General features: G+C 60.7%; 14 protein-coding genes. 2 read left to right on the forward strand and 12 right to left on the reverse strand.

Translation table 11 applies throughout. The annotated features are described in order from the left end of the window. Window positions 1-19 precede the first annotated feature (19 nt). The 3 genes from smc to CAURIC_RS06335 form a co-directional block, all read right to left on the reverse strand. Window positions 20-3508, reverse strand: coding sequence for a chromosome segregation protein SMC (smc, locus tag CAURIC_RS06325; protein ID WP_290182138.1), 3489 nt, complete (start codon window positions 3506-3508; stop codon window positions 20-22). A gap of 92 nt (window positions 3509-3600) precedes the next feature. Further along, entirely contained in the window at window positions 3601-5067 is a 1467-nt protein-coding gene (locus CAURIC_RS06330) for an alanine/glycine:cation symporter family protein (protein WP_035115036.1), read from the reverse strand. A 60-nt stretch (window positions 5068-5127) separates the two neighbouring features. Next, window positions 5128-6153, reverse strand: a complete 1026-nt coding sequence (locus CAURIC_RS06335; protein ID WP_290182143.1) for an NAD(P)-binding domain-containing protein — start codon at window positions 6151-6153, stop codon at window positions 5128-5130. Between the two features lie 51 nt (window positions 6154-6204). On the opposite strand from CAURIC_RS06335, the gene arsB reads away from it, so the two are divergent. Further along, a complete protein-coding gene (gene arsB, locus CAURIC_RS06340; protein ID WP_035115034.1) occupies window positions 6205-7257 on the forward strand; it encodes an ACR3 family arsenite efflux transporter in 1053 nt (350 codons plus the stop codon). A gap of 8 nt (window positions 7258-7265) precedes the next feature. Next, entirely contained in the window at window positions 7266-7688 is a 423-nt protein-coding gene (locus CAURIC_RS06345) for an arsenate-mycothiol transferase ArsC (protein WP_035115032.1), read from the forward strand. A gap of 51 nt (window positions 7689-7739) precedes the next feature. On the opposite strand, the gene mutM is transcribed toward CAURIC_RS06345, so the two are convergent. From mutM to CAURIC_RS06390, 9 genes are all read right to left on the reverse strand, one after another. Beyond that, window positions 7740-8636 carry a bifunctional DNA-formamidopyrimidine glycosylase/DNA-(apurinic or apyrimidinic site) lyase gene (mutM, locus tag CAURIC_RS06350; protein ID WP_035115030.1) on the reverse strand — a complete coding sequence of 299 codons (897 nt, stop codon included), beginning with the start codon at window positions 8634-8636 and terminating at the stop codon, window positions 7740-7742. Between the two features lie 31 nt (window positions 8637-8667). Next, the gene (gene rnc, locus CAURIC_RS06355) at window positions 8668-9462 is read right to left on the reverse strand and encodes a ribonuclease III (RefSeq protein ID WP_035115028.1); all 795 of its coding nucleotides are present in this window, start codon (window positions 9460-9462) and stop codon (window positions 8668-8670) included. Beyond that, window positions 9462-10001 carry a YceD family protein gene (locus tag CAURIC_RS06360; protein WP_035115026.1) on the reverse strand — a complete coding sequence of 180 codons (540 nt, stop codon included), beginning with the start codon at window positions 9999-10001 and terminating at the stop codon, window positions 9462-9464. The genes rnc and CAURIC_RS06360 overlap by 1 nt, the downstream gene beginning before the upstream one ends. A 4-nt stretch (window positions 10002-10005) precedes the next feature. Next, window positions 10006-10728, reverse strand: a complete 723-nt coding sequence (locus tag CAURIC_RS06365) for a DivIVA domain-containing protein (RefSeq protein WP_035115080.1) — start codon at window positions 10726-10728, stop codon at window positions 10006-10008. A gap of 75 nt (window positions 10729-10803) precedes the next feature. Next, window positions 10804-11286 (reverse strand): pantetheine-phosphate adenylyltransferase, encoded by a 483-nt coding sequence (gene coaD / locus CAURIC_RS06370; RefSeq protein ID WP_035115024.1) that lies wholly within the window; start codon window positions 11284-11286, stop codon window positions 10804-10806. Window positions 11287-11296: 10 nt separating this feature from the next. After that, on the reverse strand, window positions 11297-11869 hold the full coding sequence (gene rsmD, locus CAURIC_RS06375; protein ID WP_035115022.1) for a 16S rRNA (guanine(966)-N(2))-methyltransferase RsmD: 573 nt from the start codon (window positions 11867-11869) through the stop codon (window positions 11297-11299). Beyond that, window positions 11866-12093: a biotin/lipoyl-containing protein gene (locus tag CAURIC_RS06380; RefSeq protein ID WP_035115020.1), complete on the reverse strand. Its 228-nt coding sequence runs from the start codon at window positions 12091-12093 to the stop codon at window positions 11866-11868. Before CAURIC_RS06380 ends, rsmD begins: the two co-directional genes overlap by 4 nt. Before the next feature lie 24 nt (window positions 12094-12117). Next, a complete protein-coding gene (locus CAURIC_RS06385; protein ID WP_035115018.1) occupies window positions 12118-14322 on the reverse strand; it encodes an ATP-dependent DNA helicase RecG in 2205 nt (734 codons plus the stop codon). Then, complete coding sequence (locus tag CAURIC_RS06390) at window positions 14323-15840, reverse strand: DAK2 domain-containing protein (protein WP_290182151.1); 1518 nt, start codon at window positions 15838-15840, stop codon at window positions 14323-14325. Window positions 15841-15842 lie beyond the last annotated feature (2 nt).

Below are 15842 nucleotides of genomic sequence, written 5' to 3' on the forward strand. Positions count from 1 at the left end.
CCACGAGGTGCCCCCGGGTTTAAGAGCTGGTCGCGGGCGACATTCGCTGGGAAATGACGCGCGTCACACCGTCGCCCCGCATGGTCACACCATACAAAACGTTCGCCACATCCATGGTTGGTTTTTGGTGGGTGATGACGATCAACTGCGAATCATTCCGCAGCTCTTCAAACAGTGCAATAAGGCGGCGCAGGTTCACATCGTCCAGTGCCGCTTCCACCTCGTCCATGACATAGAACGGGCTAGGGCGAGCCCGGAAGATCGCCACCAGCATGGCCAGCGCCGTCAGCGATTTCTCACCGCCCGATAGCAGTGACAGCCGCTTGACCTTCTTACCCGGTGGTCGCGCTTCCACCTCAATGCCCGTGGTCAGCATGTCCTCCGGATCTGTCAGAACCAAACGGCCCGCACCACCTGGGAACAGCGTGGCGAACACTCGGGGGAACTCTGCTTCCACGTCCTGCCACGCATCGGTGAACAGGGCGAGGATCGTATCGTCGACTTCTTGGATAACGCTATGCAGATCCCGCCGCGCCTGTTCCACGTCCTCCAACTGTTGCGCCAAGAAATTGTAGCGTTCCTCCAGAGCTTTGAATTCCTCCAAGGCGAGAGGGTTCACTTTGCCCAGCGAGTTCAGGGACTTCTCCGCCTTCTTCAGCTCGCTGCGGGTAGCGGTGGGATCAAAGTCGTCCGGCAATTCTTCCGCCAGCAGCTGCTCGGCTGTGAGCCCCAGCTGCTCCAGCGCGGATTGCACCGCCTGCTCGATCTTCACCTGGGCTTGGGCACGGGCCACCTCCGCGGAGTGCGCGTTATCCGTCAACCGGCCTAACTGCGCAGACAAGGCTGAGACCTTGTCCTTTTGCTGGCTCATAGTGGATTGCCACTGCTTATAGGACTGCTCGGTCACCGTGCGGTTATCATCGGCGCGCTCTAGCGCTTCGGCAATACGCTGGCCCACCCGCGAAGCCTGTTCCTGCACCGCCTGAGCCATTACCCGGGCCGCTTGGCGCGCAGCCTGCGCTTTCTCGTGCTGGGCCCGCGCTTGTTCTTCATGGCGAGCTTGGCGGCGCAGGGCCTCCGCCTTCCCCCGTGCCGATTCCGCGCGCTCTTGGGCTGACCGCAGCGCCAGCTTGGCCTCCATCTCCATAGCACGAACTTGCTGCAATTGGCTGGCTGCCGCATCGCGACCGGCGGTGGAGGGTTCTTGCTCGTGATCCTCATTGTCCACCCGGCTCACACGATCGGCCAGTTCCTCAACCTGAGCCTCAACTTCCTTTTGGCGTTGTTCCGCCTGATCGCGGTTGGCCACAGCGCGCTCCAGTTGGTTACGCGCGGCATCGAAAGATTTTTGCGTGGCCGCCACCCGTTGCTCGGCTGCGCGCCTGCCGGCCCTGTATTCCTGATCCGCCGCACGCGCAGTCGCCGCCGCTGTTCGCATGTCACTGGCGGTTTCCAGTGCTCCATCGAGAGATGCCTGCTGGTCCGCCAGTTGCTTCTTTTTCTTTTCGACGCCCTGCTTTTCCGCAGCCACCTTCTCTGCTAACTCCACGGGTGTGGATCCGCCATGGCCGCTGGCAGCCCAACCGGCACCGAAAACCTGGCCGGTCGGGGTCACCGCGCGCAGGCGGGGATCCTCCGCAACCACACGGCGCGCGTCCGCCGCAGAGTCCACTGCCACCACGTCGACGAGCAAAGAGTTAATTGGGCCTTGTGCGACCTCGGAGCATTCCACGTGGTCGAGCAACCACGTTCCCACTAACGGTGAAGTATCCAACCGCCATGGTTTGGTGGATTGCGGCTGCAGCACAACCGCCCGCCCCTGGGCAGCATCGTGGAGCGCGGTCAGCAGGGCGTCGGCCGAAGAATCATCAGTGGAATCGATGACCAAGCCAGCAACGGCGGCCTCCCCCAATACGGCGGACAGTGCTACGGACCAACCGTCAGTGGTTGTGATGTGCTCCGTGAGCGCGGTGATATCCACGCCTTCAGCCTCCGCGGCACGCACGGCAACGACAGCGCCATCGGACGGTCGCAGGCGCTCCTCCCACGCGGCGATAGTGGCCTCCGCCGTGGCGATCGCGCGTTCGGTGGCAAGTTGAGCGGCGCGCAACTCCTCGGCGCGAGATTCGGCGTCGTAGACTTCCTTTTCCGCGCGTTCGGTGCGCTCGGCCAGCCCGGCACCGCTGGATTCGACCGTCTTGAGCTCATCGGTGGCTTCCGCTAGTTCCTCGGCCACGGCGTCCAGGGCTTCCTGCAAATGCTCCACAGCCTCGCCCGCCCGCTGTGCTTCAGCGGTCACGGATTCCAGCTGCTTGGTGGCCGATTCGTGGCTGGCCAGCAGGCGGACCACGCCTTCGCGGCGATCTGCGATGGCCCGCACTTGGGCGAAGTGTTCCTTTTCCGCGATACGCGCGGCTTCTTCCTTCTCCGCGACTTCCTCGGCGATGGACTCTAGGCGCTCCGCGGCCATTTCGACGGCTTCGTCGAGGTCGAATTGTTCTTCCTCGGCTTGCTCGGCCCGCAGCAACAGCTGCTCGGGATCCGAGCCGGACCAAGAGACGACGTTGTGCTGCTGGGCACGGTCCGCGGCGATGCGCAAGGTAGCGGAGTTCTTCTCGGCCACTGCGGACAACCGGTACCACAGGTGCTTGGCCGCTTCGGCCTGCTCCAGGGCAGTGCGCAGTTCCTCTTCGGTCGTCGTGAGCGTGGCCGAATGGGTTTCTAGAGCGTCCTGAATCTCCTCCACCTGCTCGGCGGCCAATTCCGCGCGGGTGGAGGCCTCCGCGAGCTCCGCGGACAGGGTTTTCACTTGGTGCGCCGCTAGTTGCACCTTTGTTTCACGGATGGTGGCCTGCACCGTGGAGGCCTTCTGCGCAGCATCCGCTTGCCGTGCGAGTGGGCCCAGCTGCTTGTGCAACTCGTCGGTGAGGTCGTGCAGGCGGTCCAGGTTAGCCTGCATATTCACCAGTTTGCGCTGGGCTTTTTCCTTTCGACGCCGGTGTTTCAGCACCCCCGCTGCTTCCTCAATGAACGCGCGGCGCTCTTCAGGCCGGGATTCCAAGATCTGCGATAGGCGCCCCTGCCCCACGATGACGTGCATTTCGCGGCCTATGCCCGAGTCGCTGAGCAGCTCCTGGATATCCATAAGGCGGGCTTTGGAGCCGTTGATTTCATATTCGCTGGCGCCGTCGCGGAACATGCGGCGCGTAACGGAGACTTCCGTGTACTCAATGGGCAGCGCGCCATCGGAATTGTCGATGGTCAGCGTGACTTCGGCTCGCCCCAGAGGCTTGCGGTCGCCGGCGCCGGCGAAAATGACGTCTTCCATCTTCCCGCCACGCAGGGTTTTGGCGCTGTGTTCGCCCATCACCCACGCCAAGGCATCGACGACGTTTGATTTACCGGAGCCGTTAGGACCAACCACGGCGCAAATGCCCGGCTCCAGTTTTAGGGTCGTCGAAGACGCGAAGGACTTAAAGCCTTTGAGGGTCAACGACTTGAGATACATCGTGGCGATTTTAGCACTGCATCTACGCCGGGCTGTGCGGTGCGTTGCGGTGCGTTGCGGTGTGGTGCGGTGTGGTGTTGTGTGGTGCTGGCCTAGCTGACGGCGGTATCCGCTTGCCGGTGCTGGTCGGTGCGCTGCAGCTCCGGCGCGTCTCCATCCCAGCACTCGATGTTCTTCACACCCGGCAAGTCTTCCCTGTGGAAGATCGGATCCAAGCCGTGTGCCTTTTGCGCGGAGTAGTTGGCCAGCAGCTTGAAGGCCAAACCACCCAGCGGAACGATCGCAATGAGGTTGATAACCACCATGGTCGCGGCAAACGTATCGGCCAGGGCCCACACCAGCGGAACGGTGCCGATGGCGCCACCGAATACACATAGGACAACCAGTACGCGGAAAACGGTCATCACACCCTTGCTCTGCGTAAAGTACTGCACGTTGGCCTGTGCGAGGTAGTAGTTACCCAAGACGGAAGAAAACGCCAAGAAGAACAAAATGAACGTGATGAAGTGGGTGCCCCACGCACCAACCTCGGAACTCAATGCGTGCTGGGTGAGGTTGGCAGTCTGAACTCCTTCGCCATAGGCAGGGTTAGAAAGCAGGATAATCAGCGCGGTGATCGTACAAACGACCAGAGTGTCAAAATATACGCCCAAGGTTTGGACCAGACCCTGCTTCACGGGGTGGGATACCGCGGCGGTCGCAGCTGCGTTGGGTGCGGAACCTTGGCCAGCCTCGTTGGAGAACAAACCACGGCGCATACCGTTCATGAAAGCCGCGCCCATTGCTGCTCCGGCAACCTCCTTGAATCCCAGTGCATGGCCTACGATGAGGGAAATAATGCCTGGGACTTCCGTGATGTTGATAGCGACGACGAAGATGCCGATCAGCAGGTACGCAACAGCCATGAAGGGCACTATCACCTGGGTAGCCGAAGCGATGCGTTGCACACCGCCGAAGATCACCACGGCGGTGAGGGCGGCCATACACAGGCCCACTATGACCTTTGCGGTCAGCGATTCCAGGCCGAAGGAGGTGTTGATGGCATCCACCACAGAGTTAGTTTGCACGGCGTTGTAGACAAAACCGTAGGTGATCGTGATGGCCACGCCGAAGATGACAGCCAACCAGCGAGCATTCATACCTCGGGTCATGTAATAGGCCGGGCCACCAACGTAGCCACCTTTGCCGTCACGGGATTTGAACAATTGCGCCAAGGTTGATTCCACGAAGGCCGTGGCGCCACCGACCAGCGCGATCATCCACATCCAGAACACCGCACCGGGGCCACCTAGCGTGATGGCGATGGCCACGCCCACGATGTTGCCGGTACCCACGCGGGAGGCTGCGGAGATGGTGAAGGCTTGGAAGGCAGAGATAGACTCCCCGGACTTGCTCTTGGGCTTTTCACCCACCATTTTGAACATGTCCGGCAACAGACGAATCTGCACCAGCAGGGTACGAATACCGAAGTAGGCGCCCGCTAACAGCAGCAGCCATGGAATGACCATCCAGTAGTTGTCGTTAATGACGTTAACGACAAAGTCCTCAATTTGTTGCATGGGGAAAAACTTACAGCACCAGTGCCCTATTCCATAGGCTTTCTACGGGGTGGCCGAGTTTTACGCATTTTTAATGGCTTGCGCAGCTTGTCGTGCAAACGGTGCCACCCCGGTGATGGTCGCCGCACCCGGTCCCACCCAGTTTCCGTATCCCACGAAAAAGAAACCCTTATGCAATGGGTCTCGCCCACTCAGCACGTGCCGGAATGGGCGCAGCGCCGGCCGGAACCCCGTGCACCAGATGAGGTGATCGGTTGAGAGTTCATTGAGGCTGCTGAACATGGACGTCGAGTAGAGGTCTCCCGCATCCCGCAAACGCTGCAGGTGCGGCAAAGCCACAATGTCCCCCAGTTGGGAATCCGGCCCCGGATCGGGTTCCCCGCGCTGGATCGCTAGGAGGCGCTCCCGGCTGCGGCGAAACAACACGCGCCCGTCCACATCGTCGGGCATCCAGCGAGGTTCGTGCCTCGTGAACCACGTGACGGGCCCGACGTTGGGATCCGCGACGAGGTCCCCGGCAATCTGCGCGCCGGAATTCGCGGCCCCCACCACGGCCACACTCGCACCCTGGAAAGGTACAGGGCCGGGATAGTTCGCCGAATGCCACTGTTGCCCCGCATAGCTGCCCGGCAACGTGGGAATGAAAGGCTGCGACCATGTGCCCGTGGCAGCCACGATGTTGTGTGCATACCAGCGCCGTCCGTCGGAGGCGGTGACGACGTAGGTGGGACGGTCCGAAGTTTCGGCCAGTGTGCCAACGGGGAGGAACTCGACATCGGTGACTGTCACGCTTCGCTCCACGTTCAGTCCGTAGCGCCGTTCGTATTCCGCCAGATAATCGATAACGTGACTTGCCGGCGGAAACCCCGGATACCCCGGCATCGGTTTCCCCGGCAAGTTGGAAGAAGCCGCGTTGGAGAACAACGTCATCGTCGGCCACACATGCAGCCACGCACCGCCGGGCTTATCTTGGTCATCGAGGATTAAGTATTCAATCCCGAAACGCCGCAGATAGTAAGCCGTTGCCAATCCTGACTGGCCCCCACCGATAACGAGGGCGGGGTAAATGTGGGGCGTCGATTCCATACGCGTAACCTTAAGCCGATTCCACACAATGATGAAAGGGATTTTCTTAACGTGTCTTTCCTCGATCGTTTCTTGCCCCTGTGGATCGGTTTGGCCATGGCAGCGGGATTGTTGCTGGGGCGAGCCGTTCCGGGGTTGAGCGAATGGTTGAGTTCCATGGAGGTGGGCAGTATATCGATCCCCATTGCCATTGGTTTGTTGGTGATGATGTACCCGCCACTGGCCAAGGTGCGTTATGACAAGGTCCGTGGGATCGTGGCCGACAAGCGCCTCATGGCGGTCTCTCTTGTTTTGAACTGGCTGGTGGGTCCGGCCCTCATGTTCGCTTTGGCATGGATCTTCCTGCCCGATGAACCCGAGCTGCGCACCGGGCTCATTATCGTGGGCCTCGCCCGCTGCATCGCCATGGTGCTCGTGTGGTCCGATCTGGCATGCGCCAACCGAGAGACCACAGCCGTCCTCGTGGCCATTAACTCCGTGTTCCAAGTTCTCATGTTCGGCGTGTTGGGCTGGTTTTACCTGCAGGTTCTGCCCGGTTGGCTGGGGTTGGATACCACGAAAGCTGGTTTCTCGTTCTGGGCCATCGTCACCTCAGTGGTCGTGTTCTTGGGCATCCCTTTGATCGCGGGGGCCCTGTCGCGGATCATTGGAGAACGAACCCGCGGGCGCGATTGGTACGAATCCACCTTCCTGCCTGTGGTTTCCCCGCTGGCTCTGATCGGCTTGCTATACACCATCGTATTGCTGTTCGCCCTGCAAGGCGAGCACATCACCTCCCGCCCCGGCACCGTCGCCCGGTTGGCGCTACCACTGTTGGGGTACTTCGTGGTGATGTTCTTCGTCGGTATCTTTGCCTCCCGGGCTGCCGGTTTAGATTACGAAAGGTCGTCGTCGGTGGCCTTCACTGCCGCGGGCAATAATTTTGAGTTGGCCATCGCGGTGGCCATTGGCACCTTTGGCGTAACCTCGGGACAGGCACTCGCAGGTACGATTGGTCCCCTCATTGAGGTGCCGGTGTTGGTCGCATTGGTTTACGTTGCCCTGTGGTTGCGGCCGCGCCTTTTTAGTTCCGACGCCCCCTCCTCCCCGACTCACAGCAATTAAGGACACTTATGTCTACCCCTTCCGTACTATTTGTATGCAAGTCCAACGGCGGGAAGTCTCAAATGGCCGAGGCACTCACTCGCTTCCGCGCAACCGGAGAAATAGAAATCCACTCTGCTGGCACCCACCCCGGAACGAAACTAAACAGCGAATCCGTGGCTGCACTCAAGGAAACGGGTGCGGACATGTCCGACGGCACCCCAAAGGGAGTGGATCCCGAACTCCTCGCGCGCGTAGACCGTGTCATCATCTTGGGCAAGGATGCCCAGCTGGAATTGCCCGAAGGAGCCCAAGGAACGCTAGAGCGCTGGGTCACTGACGAGCCTTCGTCTCGCGGTATCGAGGGCATGGAGCGCATGCGTTTGGTTCGTGATGATATAGATTCCCGCGTGCAAAACCTGCTGGAAGAGCTGCTGGAAGAGCAGTCATAACCTGCCGGAAAGGCTGCTGAAGCTGGGCGCGCTCGGCGCTGGATCCCGGGGTTACTTCTGGCACACCGGGCAATAGTGCGACGATCGCCCAGCGAACTGAATGCGCTTGATAGGCGTGCCGCACACGCGGCAGAGTTGTCCTGCCCTCCCGTAGACCTGCAGCGAACGCGCGAAGTACCCCGAGTTCCCGTTCACATTCACATACAGCGAATCAAAGCTGGTGCCACCTTCAGCCAACGCGCGCACCATCACGGCCCTGGCTTGTTCCACGATCCGCCGGATGGTGGGACGGCTCAGGCTACTAGCGCGCCGACGTGGTCGCACCCCGGCGGCGAACAGGGCTTCATCCGCATAAATATTGCCAATGCCCGCAATCACGGTCTGATCCAACAACACCCGCTTGATCTCAGAATTCTTGGACTTAATCCGTGCGACGGCTGCCTCGAGGTCAAACCCAGGTTCCAAGGGATCCATCGCAATGTGGGCAACAGCCGCGGGAATCTTAAGCACCTTTGGTAGACCTGCACTTGCTGTATCTGCACTTGCTGTACCGTGCGGATCAGGCACCAAGTCCATCACCGCCCAGCGGCCAAAGGTTCGTTGATCCACGAAAGACAGCACGGTGCCATCCACGAAAGTCGCGCGAATTCTCTCATGCTTGGCTACCGGTGCGTTCTCCCGGTTCACCAGCATCTGGCCACTCATGCCTAGGTGAACGAACAGTGCCCTATCGGGCACGTCACCTTCGGATTCCAGCACCATCCACAAGTATTTTCCGCGGCGGGCGATATCGCGGATGCGCGTGGCGTCAAGTAAAAAAGAAAAAGTGGCGGGGTCAAACCCGCGTACAGCCCGGGGATGGCGTACCTCGACGGCGGCGAAGCGACGGCCTAGGAGATGGGATTCTAGGCCGCGGCGGACCACTTCAACTTCGGGTAATTCCGGCATAGGGATCAGCAGTTGAGCGAATCAACGGGCGCTAGCGCTTATTGAGCTGGGCGACCGCGGCCTTCGCAGCAGCGTGCTCGGCCTCCTTTTTCGTGTGTCCCTCGCCCGTCGTGCGCAAGTACACCAGTTCGCTGGGAACGGATTCCGGTGTGACGGTATCGGCCTCGGCCTGCAGCCGTTTAGACGTGACCACCAGTCGCGCGTGGAAGGTCTGGTTGTGCTCCGGCCCCTCACCGCGCGATGCGTACACCGGGTCACCCAGGCCGAGATCCGACAGCTTCTCCACCAAGACCGTCTTCCAGTCCATGGTCAGGCCGACCGTTGGAGCCGCCGTGATGCGCTGCTCGAAGATGCGTAAGACGGTCTCGCGGGCGGTTTGGAAACCGTGTTCCAAGTAGATGGCGCCCAGAATGGCCTCCACCGTATCGGAGAGAATCGAGTGCTTGTCATCGCCACCCGTTCGCATCTCACCGCGCCCCAGCAGCACGTTTGGCCCCACACCCAATTCGCGGGCCACGTCCGCGAGAGCGTACATGTTGACCACACCCGCACGCATTTTAGAGATTTCCGATTCAGTACGGTCCGGAAACTGCCGGTATAACTGCTCGGCCACCGCCAACCCCAGCACGGCATCGCCCAAAAACTCTAGGCGCTCGTTGTTCGGCAGGTTGTCGTTCTCGTTGGCGAAACTGCGGTGGGTTAAGGCTAGGCGCAGGTAGTCGTCACTTATATCGACGCCCCACGCCTTCCGCAGCGGGGTGTGATCGGTTTTCGTGTAAGCCGCATTGAGGGCTGCCTCTCCTGTGAGGCGACGTTTACGAGCCACTAATTACCCTCCCCCAACTTGAATTTTTCCAATCCGGCCCAGCGGGGGTCCGGCTTCTCCTCCTGCTCCAGTTCCTCTACAACACCATCGGGCTCTGGCGTTTCCTCGTTGCAGTCGAGGTCATAGAACTCGCAGGTAGGGTTAAACGGAACGTTGAGGCCCGCCTCGTCCAATACCAACTGGGTGATATCTACGCTGTTATCTTCCACCAGCATCGGCTCGTCTTCTTCGTCATCGACTGCATCTCCCCGGATGAATTCCGGAGAGAATCCGAAAACTTCACTGATGTCGTAATTGAATTCAGTGTTGATCTCCTGCAGGCAGCGACCACATTTGCCGCGCGCTTCACCCGTCACGGTGGCACGCACCATAACGGCTTCGCCCAAGTTGGACAGGGTGCCGTGGACTTCCACTGGCTGCCCTTCTTCCACGGCAAGCATGTTGCCACCCCAGCGCACGGGCGATGGGCCGGAAGTATCGACGGGCTCGGTCAGCCCGGTGGGGATGTCCTGTACATCAAGGATGAAAGGGTTGCTCATACCCTCAATTTCTACCCGCATCACGGTCAGAACGGTAACCGGCTGCGCCAGCGCCCTTGCGCAGCGCTGCGCGGTCCCGGCCCACGGTGCGCAGAGTGTTGGATAGCGATTCTTCGAACGTGGCCAGGGTGGAGTCCACGTAACGGTCGCACTCGGTGCGCAGACGATCGGAATCCGCGTGGGCGGATTCCACGATGCGCTTAGCCTCGGCTTCCGCGCTACGCACAACCTCGGAATCGCTGACGAGGCGCTGCTGCTCGGCGATGCCTTCATCCACCGAGCGCTGGTAGGAGGCGTTGCCTTCTGCCACCAGTCGATCGGCTTCTGCAGCAGCGCGGGACGTGGTCTGCTCGTATTCTCGCCGGGCATCCGTGACGAGGCGGTCCGCTTGATCCTCGGCCTGGGCTACCGTGGTGTTAGCGCGATCTTCGGCATCGCGCAGCATTTCATCGGCGCGAGCGCGCGCATCAGCCAAGATGGCGTCGCGGTCTGCCTCCGCCTCACTGATGGTATTGTCGGCGCGATCCTGCGCCTCGCCGATGATGTCATCACGGTGGTCTAGTACGTCCTGGGCATCGTCGAGTTCGATGGGGATTGCGTTGCGCATCTCATCGAGGATGTCCAGCACCTCGCGTCGCGGCACCATGCAGTTGGAGGTCATGGGCACACCATAGGCCTGCTCCACCATCTGCTGGAGGTCGTCCATACCCTGGAAAGTTTTGTACATGGTGTCCATCATGCACCACTAGTCACACCCGTTGCATCGTGACACACCAGAAACAGGTCAGAATTTGGCCGAAGTCTACGCGTACTTGGCCCGAACCGCGTCTACCACCGTGGCAGGCAACAAACCGGAAATATCGCCACCGTACTTCGCGACTTCCTTGCACAACGTGGAAGAAATGTAGCCGTACTCCGGTTTCGTCAACAGAAAGAACGTATCCGCCCCAGACAAGCGGTGATTCATCTGCGCCATGGGCAATTCGTATTCGTAATCCAGCGAACTACGCAACCCCTTAACCATCGCCTTGATACCGTGAGCATTCAAGTAGTCCACCAGCAACCTATCCCACACATCCACCGTGATGTTCTGAGGCGCATCGGGAAGATCGGCAATAGACCGCTCGATCAACTCCACGCGCTCCTCCGCCGTGAATAACCCCTTCTTATTGGGGTTGTACGTGACCAACACTGTCACCTCGTCCCATTGGGCGGCGGCACGCGTGAAGATATCCAAGTGGCCTAGAGTGATCGGATCAAAAGAACCTGGGCAAACTGCTCGCATGACATCCAACCTAATCGCGACCTCGCCAGATCGCCATATCAAACCGAGCGATGCCAAAGGTGCGCTTCTTTAATTTCTGCCCCGTCGTTTCAAATCCAGCCGGCCATGCGGTTTCCGCCGAATCGCTGTGGCGCTCTACAACCACAACGGCATCCTGGGTCAGCAGCGGAATGAATGCTTCAACCATGTGCGCGACGGCGTCATCCGAAAGATCATATGGCGGGTCCGCCAGCACCATGGTGTAGTGGTTGCGTTGTGCGCCGGCCACGAAGACCGACGCCTTGGCTTCAACCACACGGATCCGCGGGTGTTCGTGCACAACCTTGGCGTTATCGAGGATAGTTTTGACCGCGCGAGGATTGTTATCCACCAGGGTGACCTCCGCCGCTCCACGGGACGCGGCCTCCAACCCCAGTGCGCCCGAGCCGGCGAAGAGATCCAGCACAACCTCGTCTGCCACACCAAAGCGCGCCTCGAGGGAACTGAACAGCCCTTCGCGGGCACGGTCGCTGGTGGGGCGGGTGCCTTCACTGGGAACAGAAATGCGGCGGCCTCGAGCGGTGCCTGCGATGATTCGGGTCATGCACGATCCTCCTGGATAGGTTCTAGCTGCATCAACACATCCCCGCCGGAGACATCGACGAAGTCTTCATGAATGGTTCGCACCACCACCCCGGGCCCAGGGGCGAGCACGGGAGCTTCGAGCTTCACTGCCTCCACAATGGCCAGCTCTTGCCCGGTAGCCACGGACGTGCCATCGGCCACCAAGAAGCGCACGATGCCGGCGAAGGGAGCATGGATGTTCATACGGCACACTTTAATCGTCAGCCACTAGTGGCGTTCAATGTAGTCCTGCTCTTCAACTTCGATATCCACCACGAGGGCGCGCGCCAGCGGCTCATCGTATCGCACTAGGGCCTCGGCATACTCGCGTGCTTGGTTGATGAGGAACTCGTCTTCAGTGAGGTCCAACAAGGTGGAGCGGCGCACCCGCGAGCCCGATTGATCCGCGCCCAGCACATCACCCTCGGTGCGCTGTTTTAAGTCCAATTCCGCCAATTCGAATCCATCGGTGGTGCTGGCCACCGCATGCAATCGCTCCATGGTGGCCGGTGGTAGGGACTGGTCCGAAGGCAGCAGCAAGCACACACCCCCGTGTTCGCCACGCCCCACGCGCCCGCGCAACTGATGCAGCTGGCTCACACCAAAGGCATCCGCACCCAGGATGATCATCATCGTCGCATTGGGGATATCCACCCCCACTTCCACAATGGTGGTGGCGACCAGGGCATCGATCTCACCAGCAGCGAAAGCACTCATCACCTCGTCTTTTTCATCAGCGGGCATCTTGCCGTGCAGCACCCCCACACGGTAGTCGTGCAATTCCGTCTGCGACAGCCACTCGACCGTCTGCAACACCCCACCGAAACCCTCGATCCTCGGTGTGACGATGAATGCCTGCCGCCCCGCATCCAGCTCCTCCCGGCAGCGCTGCCACACTCGCGCCACCCAGTGGGGCTTCTCCAACGCCACAACTGTGGTGGACACCCCCTGGCGCGCCGTGCCCCCTGCCCGTTTAGGCAAACCGGGCAAACGCACCGGGGTGAGGTCACCAAACATCGTCATCGCCACAGTGCGCGGGATGGGCGTGGCGGTCATCACCATCATGTGCGGTGTGCGATCCACCGGTGAGTTATCGCGCAGCTTATCGCGCTGACGCACACCGAACCGGTGCTGCTCATCGACGATCACCAGACCTAGATTGAAAAACTCCACCGTCTCCTGAATCACGGCATGTGTGCCCACGACAATCGATGCCTGGCCACTAACCACATCCAACAGCGCGGCTTTGCGGTCGGCTGTCTTTTGCGATCCCGTAAGCACGGTCACCCCGACGGCACTGCCGGCGGTGCTGCGCCCCAGTAATTCCACCAGCGTGCGCGCATGCTGCACAGCCAGCACTTCCGTTGGTGCTACAAACGCGCACTGATACCCAGCTTCGATAGCCTGCAACATCGCCAGTAGTGCAACGACCGTCTTACCCGAGCCGACCTCGCCCTGCAGCAGCAGCGAGGCCGGCGTGGTGGAATCCAGCGCCGCGGAGATCTCTGCTGAGGCATCTATTTGGCCCTCGCTGAGCTCAAAAGGCAGGCTATCCACCACAGCCTGCCGCAGGGAACCCTCAGCCCCCAGGGCCATCGGCATCGAACTGCGCTGGGTGGCGTCGGCCCGCCGAAGTGCCATAACCAACTGCAACTCCAAGGCCTCGTTGAACTTCAAGCGAGCGCGCGCGGGCTCCGGCCCCTCAACGGGTGGCTGGTGAATCTGGCGCAAGGCAGTGGCGAAATCCAGCAGGGGCGCACCATATTGGTCCACCGGCCAGGTGGGGGCATCGCGGCCGGCGCGGGGGCTGGGCAGCATCTCGGTGGGATCCCCCATGCTGGACAGCACGTGTTCCATCACTCCCAGCATCTCGGCGGTGGTCGTCCCCACCCGGCGAGGATAAAACGGCAGCCACGGCCGGTTGAGGATCTCCATGGCCTTGCGGTCACTACCGGCAATATCCACGACGGTTTTCAAAGGGCCGAATGCGCCGAACTGCGATTCGTCTTTCACGAACACACTGACGTAAGACACGTTCTTAAGCTCCCACTGCTGCCGGAACAGCGCCAATTTGCCGTAGAACATCAAAACGTTGCCCGGCTGCAAACATGTGCGGTGCAGATGGACGTTGCCGAACATTGCGAACGACAGTCTGGTACTACCTGTGACGATCTGCACCCGCATGTACCTCCGCGCACCGCGCCCAGAGGTGTTGGAGCGCTCCTCCACCTTTTCCACGCGGGCAATGCACGTGAACATCTCCCCTTCGAACATCAGGTCTTGCGCATCGGGAAAGCTGGCGCGCACATAGCGGTTGGGGAAGAACATCACCGCATCTGTGAGGGTCTTTAACTTGGGTTTATCGGCGAGTTTGCGCGCGCGATCAGGGGTAATGGCTAGCGATAGTGGTCGCGCGTCGAGCCAACCCAGCATCTATTCCACTCCGATCTGAAAGTCCTGCCCCATGTCGTCGGCCTGGTGCAAGTCGAATTCGGCATCGGGGAAACGCTCCCGTAGGCGCGCAATCATCTGCTGCGCCGACTGCTCCGTTACGTCCGGCCCGCTGTACAAAACAGTGACCAGTTCCCCACCCTCGTGCAGCAGATCGGCGATGCTTTCTTCCGCGTTAGTCGCCGCACAGCTGAGCCACCGTTGCACGGAGACCGCGTCCACCATTTCCTCCACGCAATCGTCCCAATCCGCGCTGGGATCGAAAACTGCCAGCGCGGCCAGCCCACCCACGAGGGCTTCGGTATTGATCACGTCGATTTCGGTACCGCTGGTCATCAACGCCGTCGTATCGCGGCCGTTAGCCAGCACTATGACAGGTTCGCGGCCGACTTGCTGCAGGGCTTTTTTCACTGCTTCTTTGTTACTCGACGCCAAACTCACCGCGCCCGCAGCCTCAAACATAGCGGCGGCTCCGCCCGGAGGGGTCAGGGCGATGATGGGTGCCGACGACGTGGATTCACCACCTGACGGGGCTGGCGCCTCGGCGGGTAGGGCCTCAATGCGCAAGTCACTAACGGTTCCCAGCGTATAAGCCTTTTCGATGATTGCCCCCGCCTGTTGTGAGTGCACGTGCACGGTCATGCTGCGCTCATCGAGAGCTCCGATGATAACGCTATTGCCGTGGGTATCGAGGAATGCGCGGAGTTCTGTGGCTTCAGGATCGGATTCGGTGGACTCGAAGAAGAACATGACTTCCAGCTCGGAAGCGACAGCGACATGGGGAGATGGGTTGTGAGCGGCAGCGTGGGATACCGCGCTGCGAGCGGGCTGCGCCGATGGCAGCGTAGCCAACAAGCTGTGTTCGTTCTTACCGCCCAATACGTCCAACAGAGCCTGGGCAATCACCACAAATCCACGGCCGCCGGCATCCACGACCCCGGCTTCCGCCAACACCGGCAACTGCTCCGGCGTGCGGACCAGCGCTTCTTCCGCGGATGTCACCACTGCGCTCACCACGTCAAGCAATTCCGCAGCTGGGGAATCCTCAACAACGCGCCACGCGCCCTTGGCGGCAGCATCCAGCACGCTGATAATCGTGCCCTCCACTGGGGCCGAGATTGCTTCGCGGACGTAGTCCGCGGACTGCTGCAGCATTTTCGCCACTGCAGTGGCATCGACCGGTCCGGTGGCAGCAATCTGGGACAGTGAGCGCAGGACTTGGCTGATCACCAGCCCCGAATTACCGCGCGCGTTGCGAACGGCCCCGGAGGCCAGGGCGCTGGCGACGGCGCTGACATCGTGGGCGTCGACAAAAGAGGTAGCTTCGGCGGCCTTGGTCATCGTGTGGGCCATGTTGGACCCCGTATCGGAATCCGGGATCGGAAATACGTTAATGGTGTTGATTTCCGCCTGGGCTTCCTGCAAGCCGCGGGCCGCCCGGTGGGCCCAGTCCACGAGCAGGCGACCGTTCAGGTGGTCAGGACGATTATCAGCTGCCATTG

This window comes from Corynebacterium auriscanis (assembly GCF_030408435.1).
GTDB lineage: Bacteria > Actinomycetota > Actinomycetes > Mycobacteriales > Mycobacteriaceae > Corynebacterium > Corynebacterium auriscanis.